The sequence below is a fragment of the Arthrobacter sp. P2b genome (assembly GCF_900168295.1).
Lineage (GTDB): Bacteria > Actinomycetota > Actinomycetes > Actinomycetales > Micrococcaceae > Arthrobacter.
Genome location: NZ_FVZL01000004.1, coordinates 95545 through 108937, shown reverse-complemented (window position 1 = coordinate 108937; position 13393 = coordinate 95545). Strand labels below are relative to the sequence as shown.

Below are 13393 nucleotides of genomic sequence, written 5' to 3'. Positions count from 1 at the left end.
TCCTCCTGGGAAGCGGTGGATCAGGGTCAGGATACGCGGGCGATAAGGGCCTTGAGGTCCGCCAGGTCCTGCTCCGCCATGTTCTGCAGAGGGGGGCGGACCGGGCCGGCGGAGCGGCCGATGGCGTCCAGGCCGCCCTTGACGATGGAGACAGCGTAGCCCTTCACGCGGTCGCGGATGTCCAGGTAGGGGATCACGAAGTCGTTCAGCTTCTTGTTGACGGCCACGCGGTCGTTGTTGCGGACATCCTGGTAGAAGTCCAGCGCGAACTGCGGGACGAAGTTGTACATCGCGCTGGAGTAGGTGCTCATGCCCAGCTGCAGCAGGGGGAGGGCGAAGGTTTCCGCGGTGGGAAGGCCGCCCAGGTAGAAGAGGCGGTCGCCAAGCTTGGCGTAAACGCGGGCGTCGTGTTCGAGGTCGCCAACACCGTCCTTGAACCCGATGAGGTTTTCGTGCCGGTCCGCGAGGGCGGCAACAGTGGTGTCCTTGTAGATGGCGTTGGCGCGGTTGTAGATGATGACACCCAGTGAGGTGGCGCTGCAGATGGCGCTGACGTGGTCGATCAGGCCGGCCTGGTCGGCTTCGGTCAGGTAAGGCGGGAGGAGCAGGAGGCCGTCGGCGCCTGCTGCTTCTGCAGCCTTGGCATTCTCGATTGCCTGTGCTGTTGATCCGCCGGCTGATGCAAGTACCGGCACCTGGTTGCCGACTTCTTCGACGGCGGTGCGCACCACGTGGGCGGATTCGGCGGGGGTGAGGGAGAAGCCTTCGCCGGTGCCGCCCGCTGCGAACAGGCCTGCCACCGGGAAGCTCGCCTGCCAGGCAAGGTGCTTCCGGTAATTTTCCTCGTCGAACTGCAGCTGGCTGTCAAAGGACGTCACCGGGAACGACAGCAGGCCGTCTTTCAGGGTGTTTGCCAGTTCCTGCGGGGTGTACTTTGCCACGATGTTGTCCTCTGTGTGAGCGCCGGGAGGGCGGCTGGTGGTGGATTCCTGTTCAGGTTAGGCAGAGGACGTAATGCCTGTCTAAGTGCATTTTTGTATGTATTGATACCTTCGGTGCATGAACCGTGTGCGTCTACTCCATGGCAAACTCAAGGTCGCGCAGGAGGCGGGCCAGTGCCGGGTTGGTGATCCTGCGGTTCCAGAGCGCGTGCAGCTCCACCTGTTCCTCCCTCCCTGCTTCCAACGGCAGGAATTCCACGCCTTTGATGCCCAGGAGGGTAGCCGAATGGGGCACGAAGGCCAGCCCGCGTTTTGCCGCAACGAGCGAGACCATCGTGAGGATCTGGCTGACCGTGTGCACCACGTTGGCATGCTGGATGGGGAGCATGCGGACCACCAGGTCGTAGAAATAGCGCGCCTGGGTGGGGGAGTGCATGATCAGGGGCTCGTCCTTGAAATCCTCGGCGGTGAGGTCCCGTCCCAGCAGCGTCAGGGGATGGCTTGAGGGAACCGCGAGCACCATGGACTCGCGGTAGAGCAAGTGCGAATCAAAGGTTTCGCTGTCAAAGGGAGGGCGCGCGAAGCCAAGGTCGAGTTCGCCGGTCAGCAGGCCGTTGAGCTGCTCGCGCGTCACCAACTCCTGCAGGTCGATGTCCACGTCCGGCATGATGCCCGAGATCTCTTCCAGCAGAGGGCCCAGGATGCTGAAACCACTTGCTGCCGTGAAACCGATCCGCAGGACGCCCGAGCGTCCGGACGCGATGCGGCGGGCTGTGACCGGGGCACGCTCCGCCAGCGCCATCAGCCGGCGCGCTTCCTCAAGGAACGTCTCCCCTGCCGAGGTGAGCTCCACCCGCCTGTTGTCCCGCTCAAGGAGTTCAGCGCCGATGATTTTCTCCAGTTTCTGGATCTGCCGGCTGAGAGGCGGCTGGGTCATGTTGAGCCGCTCCGCGGCGCGCCCAAAGTGGAGTTCCTCTGCGACGGCAATAAATCCCGCCAGCTGGTCAAACGTAAACATGATGCCTTCCGGGTATCACTTGATACTGATTTGGGCTTAGACAGGCATCATAGCGCGTCCCTAAACTCGATCCAGCAACCCGAAGTGATTCGGTTCACAGCACCGTCCGGGAGCATCCCGGAGCTTTTATGAGGAGTCCCAATGAAGCACTTCCCCACCCGCCGCTCGGTCCTCGGCGCGGCATCGGCCATCACGCTGCTGGCCATGACTGCCTGCGGCAACGTCGCCGGCGGCCAGTCCACCACGGCCGAGTACCCCTCCGGACCGGTCAACCTCACGGTCGGCCAGGCAGCCGGCGGCAGCACAGACCTGATCGCCCGTGCCCTTGCCGAGGGAACCTCGAAGACGCTCGGCAAGCCGATGCCCGTGGTCAACAAGCCCGGCGCCAACGGAGCCCTCGCTACCAAGGAAGTTGCCGGCAAGCCGGCCGACGGACAGGAACTGGTCCTGCTGACCGCGTCCCTGATCACCATCACGCCGCTGGCAGTCTCCGCCGACGAAGCGGTCAACATCGACGATCTGGACATCATCGCTGGCCTGTCCCAGGACGACTATGTCCTGGTGGCCAGCCCGGAGTCCGGCTTCAAGTCCTTCAAGGACGTGACCGACGCCGGCCGCAACGTCACCTTCGGCACCACCGGCGTTGGCACCGGAAGCCAGCTGGCGCAGACCGTGCTCTTCAAGCAGGCCAGCGTTACCGGCACGGACATCCCGTTCGACAGCGGCAAGCCGGCGTTGACGGCCGTCCTGGGCAACCAGGTGGAACTCGCCACCATCCAGCTGGGCGAGGCCATGCCCCAGATCGAGGCCGGCAAGGTATCCCCGCTGCTGGTCTTCTCGGAGGAGCGCAACAGCTTCCTGCCCGACACCCCCACCGCCAAGGAAGCCGGATACGACGTTCCGGTGGCGCAGTACCGGGCGGTCGCCGCCCCCAAGGGCACTCCCCAGGACGTCAAGGACAAGCTGTACTCCGCATTCCAGGAGACCTTCAAGTCCGAGGCCTACAAGGAGTTCAACAAGAAGAACATGCTGACGCCCAAGGAGATCTCCGGCGAGGAAGTAGTCACCGAATGGAAGGGCTACGCAGCGAAGTACAAGGAGCTGGTGGAGAAGTACGACATCAGCCTGAGCGGAAATAAGTGATTCCTGTGAAAGGAACCCCCGCAGTACCCGCCGGAGGAAGCAGCATGGCTGCTCCCTCCGGCGGGGGCGCCCCCCACGCTCATAACGACGTCCCGGGCGACGTCCTTGATGAACTGACACCGGAGCAACTGGCAGCCCAATGGGAAGAGGAAAAGCCGCCGGCGGCCGGTGCGCTGGCCAGCATGGCATCCTCGCTGGTGGTCCTCGGCGTCGGGATCGGTGCCATCATCCTGTCCGTCGCCATGGGACTGGGCACCCCGGCCAGCCCGCAGCCGGGCCTTTGGCCCTTCATCATCAGCTGCGTCATGGTGGCGTTGGGCCTGTTCCAGCTGGTCCTGGGCCGGCACAACCGGGATGCCGAAAAGTTCACGCGCATGTCCCTTGCCCCTCTCACAGGCCTGGTGACGCTGGCAGCCATGGTTGCCCTCATGCCGCTCATCGGTTTCGAGATCCCGGCGCTGATCCTCTGCATCATCTGGATGCGCTTCCTGGGCGGCGAGACCTGGCGTTCCACCCTGCTGGTCAGCGTCATCGTTGTAGCGGCGTTCTACGGCATCTTTGTCCTGGCGCTCGGCACTTCCATCCCCCACCTCTTCTAGGAGACCCCCGTGGATTTTCTGAATCCCGTTATCAACGGATTTGCGGTTGTCCTGGAGCCGACCAACCTCCTCTACTGCCTGGTCGGCGTCGTCATCGGCATGCTGATCGGCGTACTGCCCGGACTGGGGCCCGCGGCAACCATCGCCATCCTGCTGCCCCTGACCTACAACGTGGAACCCGTCACCGCCATCATCATGCTGGCCGGCATTTTTTACGGCGCCCAGTACGGCGGCACCATCACCTCCGTACTCCTCCGGCTTCCCGGCGAAGCGTCCTCCGTCGTCACGGTTTTTGACGGCTACCAGATGGCCCGGCAGGGGAAGGCCGGCACCGCGTTGGGCCTGGCATCCATCGGTTCCTTTGTCGGCGGCACGGCAGCCATCATCGGCCTGACGTTCCTGGCGCCCATCGTTGCCAGCTTCGCGCTGGACTTCGGCCCGCCGGAGTACACCGCCCTTGCGCTGCTGGGCATCCTCCTGGTGGCAACCATCAGCAGCGGCGCGAAAGCCAAGGCGCTGATTGCCGCCGCCCTCGGCCTCCTGCTCGCGACTGTGGGCCGGGACGTCTTCACCGGGGAAAGCCGGTTCACCTTCGGCAGCCTGGAGCTTGCCGACGGCATCGACTTCGTGCCGATTGCCATGGGCATCTTCGGGCTGGGTGAGATCCTCTACAACCTGGAGGAACGGCACCGGGCCGCGAAGGCGCCCTCGAAAGTGGCCAACGTCTGGCCTTCCCGGAAGGACCTCAAGCAGGCGTCCGGCTCCATCGGCCGCGGATCCGTCCTCGGCTTCTTCCTGGGCATCCTCCCGGGCGGTGGCGCCACCATCGCCTCCATGGCCTCCTACGCCATGGAGAAGAAGCGGGCCAAGCAGCCCGAACGGTTCGGGAAGGGGGCGCCGGAAGGCGTCGCCGGCCCGGAGGCGGCCAACAACGCTGCCGCCACGTCGTCGTTCATTCCGCTGCTGACTCTTGGCATTCCGGCCAACGCCACCATGGCACTGATGTTCGGTGCGCTGCTCATCCAGGGTGTGACCCCCGGCCCGCAGCTGGTGGAGCAGAACCCGGATCTGTTCTGGGGCGTTGTGAACTCGATGTACATCGGCAACATCCTCCTGCTGATCATGAGCCTGCCGCTTGTGGGAATCTTCGTCAGGATCCTGCGCGTCCGCGCAGCTATCCTGGCCCCCGTCACTGCTCTGATCACGCTGCTCGGCGCCTACACCATCAACAACAGCATGTTCGATGTCACGCTCGTGGTGGTCTTCGGCATCATCGGCTACCTCATGAAGAAGTTCGGCTTCGAACCGGGCCCCCTGGTGCTCGCCTTCGTGCTGGGCGGACTCCTCGAAAGTTCCATGCGGCGTTCCCTGCTGGTCTTTGGCGGCGACCCGCTGGGCTTCTTCGGCCGTCCCATTTCGGCCACACTGCTGGTCGTTTTCGTCCTGGTGGCAGTGCTGCCGTTTATCCGCACCTCCATCGCCAAGCGCAAGCTACCCGCTACTGCATCCGCAGCACGGCCGGACATCAAGGAGAAAGTATGAGCATCGTCGTCGGATTCGTTCCAACACCCGCGGGAGAAGCCGCCCTCAAGGCCGGCATCGCCGAAGCCCGCCTGCGGAATGAGGATCTCCTGATCGTCAACTCCGCCCGGGAAGGCGCACTGGTGGACAAGTCGGTGGTACCCGAAGAGCTGCTGGAGCAGGCCGCCCGCCGGGCCACCGAGGCCGGTGTCCAGGCGAGCGTCATCCAGCCGCCGTACCAGCATGACCTCGCCGACGAGTTCCTGGATGTGGCCCGGGACGCCAATGCATCCCTGATCGTGATAGGCCTCCGGCACCGCACCCAGGTGGGGAAGTTCATCCTGGGCAGCCACGCCCAGCGCATCCTGATGCAGGCGGACCGGCCGGTACTTGCGGTCAAGGCCGACGGCGGAAACTTCTAGCAGAAAGCCCTTTGGAGAGGCACCATGTACATCCACAAACCAGCCCGCGGAACGGTCAACGCCGCACCGCCCATTCCTGACTGGTCCAGGCTCTGCCGCAAGGACCACGTCGAGGTCCACAGCGACGGCGGCGGCCCAATGTCCGGAATCATCGACATGATCGCCGCGGACCGCACTGTCTTTTGGATGATCCGGGACGACGGCGCAGGCAGGACCATGGTGTGCTGCGGAGACGACGTGACCGTGGTCAAGGTTGCGTCAGCCAATACGATGGCAGGGAGAATCCACGCAGCTGCCTGACAACATGCAACGTCTGGCGCGGACACGAAGGCCGGGAATCCCAGCGGATTCCCGGTCTTCCTGTGTCTTGGGCTGTGGGCGGGCAGCTTCCGGTGCAAGGCCCCTTGACTGTGACTCGGCGTACGGAAGTTCGCTTGCTAGGACTTCGCGCGGACGTGCTCGGCGAGGGCGTCGAGGACCGGAATCTGGCCCTTGACCAGCTTGAGCCTTGCCTCCGGCAGTGGGAACCAGCGGGCGTCGTCGATCTCCGGGTACTCCTGGATCCTGCCTGACCCCTTTGGCCACTCGAGGGGGAAGGTGTTGCTGGCAATCCGTTCCGGCTGGAAGTCCTGATCGGCCGCATAAACGGTGATGATCTTGCCGGAGGGCTGGCGGAATTCGCCGAGGTGTTCGTAGTCAGCAGCAGGTGCGGGAGTTCCCATTTCCTCGGCGAATTCCCGCAGGGCGGCCGCGAGCGGATCCTCGTCCTCGCTGTACTCGCCTTTCGGAATGGACCAGGCGTGCGCGTCCTTGCGGGCCCAGAATGGCCCGCCCATGTGGGCGATCCACACCTGCAGTGCCCCGGGAACATAAGGTGCGCTGCTTGGCTGTTGGCCGGCGGCGGCCCCGGGCGTTGTGCCCAGCCTGTACAGGAGGATCCCTGCGCTTCGGACCGGCATGTGTCCTCCATTTCCAGCCGCATTCAACAAGTAGCAAATTCGCCGTCCAGCGTTAACCGGCAGTTCACGGCCCTGCTTTAGGTTATTCCTTCAGGCACTTTCCTCGAAGGGACCCGTCATGGCCAACATTGCTGAGGTTTTGGGCCGGCTCACGCCGGAAGAACTTGATGAGCTTCGCAGCCTTGGCCCGCAGGGCCACCTGCCGCGGCACCTGCTCGATGCCCTGGACCGTGCTGCGGGCGGCCCCGGAAACGGGCGCGGGTACTACGTGCCCACCGGAAACGTCAGCGCCACCGGCGGCCCGCTGCTGGTGCTCCGCAGTGACGTGTCCGGCTGGCTCTTCAGCGCACACCGGGACGATCCGGACCAGCTTCCGCGGCACCCTTAGGCGTTACGTGCCCGCCATCATCGGCGGGTGCTACCCGATCAGCAAACTCAGCGCCTCCGTCAGGTGCTCCACTTCCCGCACGGAGAATCCGGCGGGTATGGGTCCCGGCCCGGCATGGCTGGCCGGGACCACTGCGTGGGTGAACCCCAGCCGGTGGGCTTCCTGGATGCGCTGGTTGATGCCGGGCACCGGCCGGACCTCACCGGCGAGCCCCACCTCGCCGAAGGCAATCAGCCGGATGGGCAGGGGTTTGCGCGCCTTGGCCGAAGCGACGGCAAGGGCAACCGCCAGGTCCGTGGCAGGCTCACTGAGCTTCACGCCGCCCACGGTGGCCACATAGGAATCGTCCTTGTGCAGCAGGGTGCCGGCACGCTGCTGCAGCACCGCCAGGAGCATCGAGACGCGGGAACTGTCCAGGCCGCTGGTGGCACGGCGCGGCTGCGAGTTGGGGCTCTCGGCCAGCAGCGACTGCACCTCCGCGAGCAACGGCCTGCGGCCTTCCATGGTCACGGTGATGCACGTGCCGGAGACCGGATCCTTGGTGCGGCTGACGAACAGTCCGCTGGGATCCGCGAGCCCTTCAATGCCGTTTTCGTTCAGGTCGAAGCAGCCGACGTCGTCGGTGGGTCCATAACGGTTCTTGACCGCACGGAGCAACCGCAGCCGCGAGTGCCGTTCGCCTTCGAACTGGCACACCACATCCACCAGGTGCTCCAGCAGCCGGGGCCCGGCGATGGACCCGTCCTTGGTCACGTGGCCCACCAGCAGGGTGGTCATGTTCCGGCGCTTTGCCGCGGCGATGATGGAGGCCGCCACTTCGCGGACCTGGGAGACGCCGCCGGCGCTGCCGTCCACGTCCGCGCTGCTCAGGGTCTGGACCGAGTCCACGATCAGGAGCCGCGGCTCGATCTTCTCCACCTGCCCCAGCGCCTGGCCCAGGTCCGTCTCGGCGGAGAGGTACAGGGATTCCGCGACGGCGTCGATCCGCTCCGCCCGCAGCTTCACCTGTGCCGCGGATTCCTCGCCCGTCACGTACAGAACGTCCTGCGCCGTCCGGGCGAACTTCGCCGCGACATCCAGCAGGAGGGTGGACTTACCGACACCCGGCTCACCCGCCAGCAGGATGACCGCGCCCGGCACCAGGCCGCCGCCGAGCACACGGTCCAGTTCATCCACGCCCGTGGGCAGGAAAGCCGCCGTGGTGGCGTCAACCTCGGCAATCCGGCGGGCCGGCTCAAGGACCGTTGTGGCCGCCGTCGTACGCGCAACAGCCGTGCCCGTTTCCTCCACGGTCCCCCACGCCTGGCACTCGCCGCAGCGCCCCACCCATTTGACGGTGGTCCAGCCGCATTCGGCGCATTTGTAGGCGGGCGCTTTGGAAGCCCGGGAAGTCTTTGTTGCCATGCGTTCAACCCTAGCGGCGGCCACCGACAATCCAGCGCCCTGCGTTTCGACAGGCTCAATTACCCGGCTGCAGGCTCAACCACTAACCGAACCGGAGGCGCCGAAAAATGTTCAGAGAGCGCTCTCTTGACAGTGATCTGCGCCACGCTTACAGTTGAGGAACTTGCCAGAGAGCGCTCTCTCAGCGCCGGTAGTTCCCCCACAAAGGAGTGACCTTGAAATTTGCACGTCGACATACCGCGGCCGCAATAGCGGGCGCAGCAGCCCTGGCCCTGATGGCCACCGGCTGCAGCGGCAACTCAGAACAGGCAGCAAGCGCAGACAACCCCGTGGAACTCACGGTCACCACCTTCGGAACGTTCGGCTACGACGATCTCTACGGTGAATACGAGCAGGCCAACCCCGGAATCAAGATCAAGGCCACCAACATCGACCGCGGATCCAACGCCCGCACCGACGCCTTCACCAAGCTCGCGGCCGGCTCCGGCCTGAGCGACGTCGTAGCCATCGAGGAGGGCTGGCTGGGATCCATCATGGAAGTCTCGGACCAGTTCGTGGACCTGAACGAGCACGGAGCAGCGGACATCAAGGACAACTGGGTGGACTGGAAGTTCAAGCAGGGCACCGATCCGGACGGCCGCGTCATCGGGTACGGAACAGACATCGGACCGCAGGGCCTCTGCTACAACGGGAAACTGTTCGAGGCTGCCGGCCTGCCCAAGGACCGCGAATCCGTCGCCAAGCTCTTCGGCGGCGAGGACGCCACCTGGGAGACCTACTTCAAGCTCGGCGAACAGTACAAGGCGGCCACCGGCAAGGCCTGGTACGACCAGTCCGGATTCGTCTGGAACTCGATGGTGAACCAGATGGAAGAGGGCTACTACACCAAGGACGGCGACCTTAACGTCGACGGCAACGCGGAGATGAAGGACAAGTTCGAGCTGCTGGCCGCCGGTACCGCCGCAGGGCTGTCCGCCAACCAGACCCAATGGGACTGGGGCAACGGCAAGGCGTTCACTGACGGCTCCTTTGCCACCTTCGTCTGCCCCGGCTGGATGCTCGGCACCATCAAGGGCCAGCTGGAATCAGCGGGCGGCGGCACGGACAGCGGCTGGGACTTCGCCGACGTCTTCCCCGGCGGGGCCTCCAACTGGGGCGGCGCTTTCCTCTCCGTGCCCAAGACCTCCGAACATCCGGCAGAAGCTGCAAAGCTCGCCGCCTGGCTGACCGCACCTGAGCAGCAGGTCAAGCAGTCGGCCGCCGCCAACAACTTCCCCAGCACCCTCAAGGCGCAGGAGAAGCTCGTAGCGGACGCCACCCCCAACGTGCTCTTCAACAACGCGCCCACCGGCGTCATCCTTGCCAACCGCGCCAAAGGTGTGGTGGCACAGTTCAAGGGACCCGACGATTCCGTCATCCAGGAGAACGTGTTCGGCCCCGCGCTGAAAATGCTCGACGCCGGAACCGCCGACGCTGACAAGGCCTGGTCAGAAGCATTGACCCTCCTCAACGACCTGGTCGTAAAGAACTAGCACCACCCGCTGTGGGGCCTCCCCGACGGGAGGCCCCCCGATGGAGGGCAAAAGCCCATGACAACTACCCTGAACCGCCCCGCGAAACCCGCGGCCATCAAACCGAAACCCACCTTCAGGCAGCGCCTTAACGTCTTCGATGTCAAAGCATCGCCCTACCTCTACATCGCCCCGTTCTTCATCCTCTTCGCCCTGGTGGGACTCTTCCCCCTGATCTATACCTTCGTGGTGAGCCTCTTCGACTGGCACCTGCTCAAGGGCCAGGGCGAATTCGTGGGCCTGCAAAACTTCACGGAGGTCCTGCAGGACCGCTTCTTCTGGAACTCCCTGTTCAACACCCTGAGCATCTTCCTGCTCTCCGCCATCCCGCAGCTCGCCGTCGCGCTCTTCCTGGCCGCCATGCTCGACCAGAACATCCGGGCCAGGACGTTCTGGCGGATGAGCGTCCTCCTGCCATACATCGTGACGCCCGTGGCCGTGGCCATGATCTTCACCAACATGTTCGGCGAGCAGTACGGCCTGATCAACAACGTGCTGGGCAACTTCGGCCTGGACCCCGTGATGTGGAAGAGCGAAACGCTGCCCAGCCACATCGCCATTGCCACCATGGTGAACTGGCGCTGGACCGGCTACAACGCCCTGATCCTGCTGGCCGCAATGCAGGCCGTTCCCCGCGACCTCTACGAGTCCGCCGCCCTGGACGGCGCCGGAGCCGTCCGCCGGTTTTTCAGCATCACCCTGCCCAGCATCCGTCCCACCATGGTCTTTGTGGTCATCACGTCCACCATCGGCGGCCTGCAGATCTTCACCGAACCGCGCCTGTTCGATCCCGCCACGGCCGGCGGCTCCCAGCGGCAGTTCCAGACCACGGTCCTGTACCTCTGGGAAATGGCCTTCCAGCGCCAGAACTTCGGCAAGGCATCCACCATCGCCTGGCTGCTTTTCCTGATCATCGTGCTGTTCGGCGTCATCAACTACCTCATCTCCCGGCGGATCGCCACCGCCGATGCCGCCAAGCCCTCCAGGGCTGCCCGGAAACGTGCAGAAAGGACCAAACGATGAGCACCATCGAGGGGGCAGCGCCCGCCGGATCCAGCACCGCCGGCAGACCCGCGCCCGCGCCTGCCCGTTCCACCCTCCGCAAGCGCATTTTCGGCTCCGGGGAAAAGCCCGGATTCCTGACCTACGGCCTGCTCCTGGCGTTCCTGCTGTCCTCGGCCTACCCCCTCTGGTGGTCCGCGGTGATCGGCAGCCGTTCCAACGAAGCCCTCGGTGAAACCTGGCCGCCCCTGCTGCCGGGCGGAAACTTCTGGACCAATGTGGGCGAGGTCTTCGACACCATCCCGTTCTGGCTCGCGCTGGGCAACAGTGTCCTGATTTCCTGCATCATCACCGTCTCGGTGGTCGGGTTCTCCACCCTGGCCGGGTACGCCTTTGCCAAACTGCGCTTCAAGGGCCGGAACGGGCTCATGCTGATGGTCGTGGCCACCATGGCCATCCCCACCCAGCTGGGCATCATCCCGCTCTTCATGGTGATGCGCACCCTGGGATGGACCGGCGAGATCGGCGCCGTGGTGGTGCCCACGCTGGTCACGGCGTTCGGCGTCTTCTTCATGCGGCAGTACCTGGTGGATGTGATCCCGGACGAACTCATCGAGTCCGCCAGGATGGACGGCGCCAGCATGATTTCCACTTTCCGGCATGTGGCCATCCCGGCCGCACGGCCCGCCATGGCCATTCTGGGGCTCTTTACTTTCATGACGGCCTGGACGGATTTCCTCTGGCCGCTGCTGGTACTCGACGCCGGCAACCCCACTTTGCAGACGGCGCTCAGCCAACTGCAGTCTGCCCGCTACGTGGACTACTCCGTGGTCCTCGCCGGAGCGGTGCTGGCAACCCTCCCGCTGCTGGTGCTCTTCGTACTGGCCGGCAAACAACTCATCTCAGGAATCATGCAAGGAGCAGTGAAGGGCTAATGCAGCACCCAACGTACGCAAGGCAATGGCCCGAGGGCTTCCTGTGGGGATCGGCGACGGCGGCCGCACAGATCGAGGGCGCCGGCCACGAAGGCGGCAAGGAAGATTCCGTGTGGGACCGCTTTGCCAGGATTCCGGGCGCCATTGCCCAGGGCGACAACCTTGAGCAGGCAGTGGACCACTACCACCGGATGCCCCAGGATGTCCGGCTGATGAAGGAGCTGGGACTGGACTCCTACCGGTTTTCCACCAGCTGGGCCCGGGTGCGGCCGGGGGACAGGGCCGTCAACCACGAGGGACTGGATTTCTACTCCCGGCTGGTGGATGAGCTCCTCGAAGCGGACATCCTGCCGTGGCTTACCCTTTACCACTGGGACCTGCCCCAGGCGCTTGAAGAAAAGGGCGGCTGGGCCAACAGGGACACCGCCTACCGGTTCGTGGAGTACGCAAACGACGTCTACTCGGCACTGGGGGACAGGGTCCGCCACTGGACCACGTTCAACGAGCCGTTCTGCTCTTCACTCCTGGGCTACGGGTCCGGCGTCCACGCTCCCGGCCGGCAGGACCCGGCGGCGGCGATCGCCGCCGTGCACCACCAGCACCTGGCCCACGGGCTGGCGGTAAATGCGCTGCGCAGCCGGGGAGCCCAGCAGCTGGGGATCACCCTCAACCTGAGCAATTCCATCCCGCGGGACAGCACGGATCCGGTGGACCTCGACGCCGCACGCCGGTTCGATTCGCTGCAGAACAGGATCTTCCTTGACCCCCTCCTGCGGGGAAGCTACCCGGAAGACACCCTCCGTGACCTGGCACCATTCGGCTTGCAGGACGTCATTCTTCCGGGGGACCTGGAAACCATCAGTGCGCCGCTGGATTTCCTGGGAGTGAACCACTACCACGACGACCTCATCAGCGGCCACGCCGACGACGCCGGAAGCGACGGCCACTCCGGCGGCGCCGAACGGCCCTCCGCCTCACCCTGGATCGGTTCCGAGGACATCGCGTTTCCCAGCCGCGGGCTGCCGCGGACAGCAATGGGCTGGGAAGTGAACCCGGGCGGGCTGCGCACCCTGCTGGTCCGGCTGGGGGAGGAGTACCCGTCCTTGCCGCCGTTGTACATCACCGAAAACGGCGCCGCGTACGAGGACACTGTCAGCCCCGACGGCGCCGTGCACGATGAAGAGCGGACCGGGTTCATCCTGGAGCACGTGGCCGCCGTCGGCGAAGCAATAGACCAGGGCGCGGATGTGCGCGGCTACTTCGTCTGGTCCCTGCTGGACAACTTCGAATGGTCGTGGGGCTACGGGAAGCGCTTCGGTATTGTCCGCGTCGATTACGGCACATTCGAAAGAACGGTCAAGGACAGCGGCAAGGCCTACGCGGAACTGATTGCCGCCGCGAAGCGGAACGCCTCCCGGCTCGCTGCATCCCTGCCCGCCTAAACTGAAATCCCCGGCCCAGTGCCAGCTAGATCACTGTGCCAGCTAGAT

The 13393-nt window shown here is 64.9% G+C and carries 14 protein-coding genes; 10 read left to right on the top strand and 4 right to left on the bottom strand.

All coding sequences use genetic code 11. From position 1 onward, the window contains the following. Positions 1-26 precede the first annotated feature (26 nt). Positions 27-941, bottom strand: a complete 915-nt coding sequence (kdgD, locus tag B5520_RS09490) for a 5-dehydro-4-deoxyglucarate dehydratase (RefSeq protein WP_079596822.1) — start codon at positions 939-941, stop codon at positions 27-29. A 133-nt stretch (positions 942-1074) separates the two neighbouring features. Next, positions 1075-1959, bottom strand: a complete 885-nt coding sequence (locus B5520_RS09485) for a LysR family transcriptional regulator (protein WP_079596821.1) — start codon at positions 1957-1959, stop codon at positions 1075-1077. Between the two features lie 141 nt (positions 1960-2100). On the opposite strand from B5520_RS09485, the gene B5520_RS09480 reads away from it, so the two are divergent. From B5520_RS09480 to B5520_RS09460, 5 genes are read left to right on the top strand one after another with little or no spacing between them, the layout of a single operon-like run. Beyond that, positions 2101-3102 carry a Bug family tripartite tricarboxylate transporter substrate binding protein gene (locus B5520_RS09480; RefSeq protein WP_079596820.1) on the top strand — a complete coding sequence of 334 codons (1002 nt, stop codon included), beginning with the start codon at positions 2101-2103 and terminating at the stop codon, positions 3100-3102. 44 nt (positions 3103-3146) lie between these two features. After that, the gene (locus tag B5520_RS09475) at positions 3147-3701 is read left to right on the top strand and encodes a tripartite tricarboxylate transporter TctB family protein (RefSeq protein ID WP_079596819.1); all 555 of its coding nucleotides are present in this window, start codon (positions 3147-3149) and stop codon (positions 3699-3701) included. 9 nt (positions 3702-3710) lie between these two features. Beyond that, on the top strand, positions 3711-5243 hold the full coding sequence (locus tag B5520_RS09470) for a tripartite tricarboxylate transporter permease (RefSeq protein WP_079596818.1): 1533 nt from the start codon (positions 3711-3713) through the stop codon (positions 5241-5243). Beyond that, positions 5240-5644: a universal stress protein gene (locus B5520_RS09465; RefSeq protein ID WP_079596817.1), complete on the top strand. Its 405-nt coding sequence runs from the start codon at positions 5240-5242 to the stop codon at positions 5642-5644. Before B5520_RS09470 ends, B5520_RS09465 begins: the two co-directional genes overlap by 4 nt. 24 nt (positions 5645-5668) lie before the next feature. Further along, positions 5669-5944 carry a hypothetical protein gene (locus B5520_RS09460; protein ID WP_079596816.1) on the top strand — a complete coding sequence of 92 codons (276 nt, stop codon included), beginning with the start codon at positions 5669-5671 and terminating at the stop codon, positions 5942-5944. Between the two features lie 137 nt (positions 5945-6081). Here B5520_RS09460 and B5520_RS09455 read toward each other — a convergent pair whose 3' ends face one another. Continuing rightward, on the bottom strand, positions 6082-6603 hold the full coding sequence (locus B5520_RS09455) for an NUDIX domain-containing protein (protein WP_079596815.1): 522 nt from the start codon (positions 6601-6603) through the stop codon (positions 6082-6084). Between the two features lie 118 nt (positions 6604-6721). Here B5520_RS09455 and B5520_RS09450 point away from each other — a divergent pair, with 118 nt between their 5' ends. Then, the gene (locus B5520_RS09450) at positions 6722-6991 is read left to right on the top strand and encodes a hypothetical protein (RefSeq protein WP_079596814.1); all 270 of its coding nucleotides are present in this window, start codon (positions 6722-6724) and stop codon (positions 6989-6991) included. Between the two features lie 30 nt (positions 6992-7021). Here the strand turns inward: B5520_RS09450 and radA are convergent, their stop codons facing one another. Further along, positions 7022-8395 carry a DNA repair protein RadA gene (gene radA / locus B5520_RS09445; RefSeq protein WP_079596813.1) on the bottom strand — a complete coding sequence of 458 codons (1374 nt, stop codon included), beginning with the start codon at positions 8393-8395 and terminating at the stop codon, positions 7022-7024. A gap of 215 nt (positions 8396-8610) precedes the next feature. Here radA and B5520_RS09440 point away from each other — a divergent pair, with 215 nt between their 5' ends. The 4 genes from B5520_RS09440 to B5520_RS09425 are packed head-to-tail and all read left to right on the top strand — an operon-like array spanning position 8611 to position 13345. Continuing rightward, positions 8611-9927: an ABC transporter substrate-binding protein gene (locus B5520_RS09440; RefSeq protein WP_079596812.1), complete on the top strand. Its 1317-nt coding sequence runs from the start codon at positions 8611-8613 to the stop codon at positions 9925-9927. A 57-nt stretch (positions 9928-9984) separates the two neighbouring features. After that, positions 9985-10989, top strand: a complete 1005-nt coding sequence (locus B5520_RS09435) for a carbohydrate ABC transporter permease (RefSeq protein WP_079596811.1) — start codon at positions 9985-9987, stop codon at positions 10987-10989. Then, the gene (locus B5520_RS09430; RefSeq protein ID WP_079596810.1) at positions 10986-11903 is read left to right on the top strand and encodes a carbohydrate ABC transporter permease; all 918 of its coding nucleotides are present in this window, start codon (positions 10986-10988) and stop codon (positions 11901-11903) included. The genes B5520_RS09435 and B5520_RS09430 overlap by 4 nt, the downstream gene beginning before the upstream one ends. Further along, positions 11903-13345, top strand: coding sequence for a GH1 family beta-glucosidase (locus tag B5520_RS09425; RefSeq protein WP_079596809.1), 1443 nt, complete (start codon positions 11903-11905; stop codon positions 13343-13345). The genes B5520_RS09430 and B5520_RS09425 overlap by 1 nt, the downstream gene beginning before the upstream one ends. The last annotated feature ends 48 nt before the right edge of the window (positions 13346-13393 follow it).

What these genes read in the sequence shown, in the direction of transcription:
- B5520_RS09485 (WP_079596821.1), bottom strand. Translation starts at nt 1,959, where the DNA reads ATGTTTACGTTTGACCAGCTGGCGGGATTTATTGCCGTCGCAGAGGAA.
- B5520_RS09480 (WP_079596820.1), top strand. Translation starts at nt 2,101, where the DNA reads ATGAAGCACTTCCCCACCCGCCGCTCGGTCCTCGGCGCGGCATCGGCC.
- B5520_RS09475 (WP_079596819.1), top strand. Translation starts at nt 3,147, where the DNA reads ATGGCTGCTCCCTCCGGCGGGGGCGCCCCCCACGCTCATAACGACGTC.
- B5520_RS09465 (WP_079596817.1), top strand. Translation starts at nt 5,240, where the DNA reads ATGAGCATCGTCGTCGGATTCGTTCCAACACCCGCGGGAGAAGCCGCC.
- B5520_RS09460 (WP_079596816.1), top strand. Translation starts at nt 5,669, where the DNA reads ATGTACATCCACAAACCAGCCCGCGGAACGGTCAACGCCGCACCGCCC.
- B5520_RS09455 (WP_079596815.1), bottom strand. Translation starts at nt 6,603, where the DNA reads ATGCCGGTCCGAAGCGCAGGGATCCTCCTGTACAGGCTGGGCACAACG.
- B5520_RS09450 (WP_079596814.1), top strand. Translation starts at nt 6,722, where the DNA reads ATGGCCAACATTGCTGAGGTTTTGGGCCGGCTCACGCCGGAAGAACTT.
- radA (WP_079596813.1), bottom strand. Translation starts at nt 8,395, where the DNA reads ATGGCAACAAAGACTTCCCGGGCTTCCAAAGCGCCCGCCTACAAATGC.
- B5520_RS09435 (WP_079596811.1), top strand. Translation starts at nt 9,985, where the DNA reads ATGACAACTACCCTGAACCGCCCCGCGAAACCCGCGGCCATCAAACCG.
- B5520_RS09430 (WP_079596810.1), top strand. Translation starts at nt 10,986, where the DNA reads ATGAGCACCATCGAGGGGGCAGCGCCCGCCGGATCCAGCACCGCCGGC.
- B5520_RS09425 (WP_079596809.1), top strand. Translation starts at nt 11,903, where the DNA reads ATGCAGCACCCAACGTACGCAAGGCAATGGCCCGAGGGCTTCCTGTGG.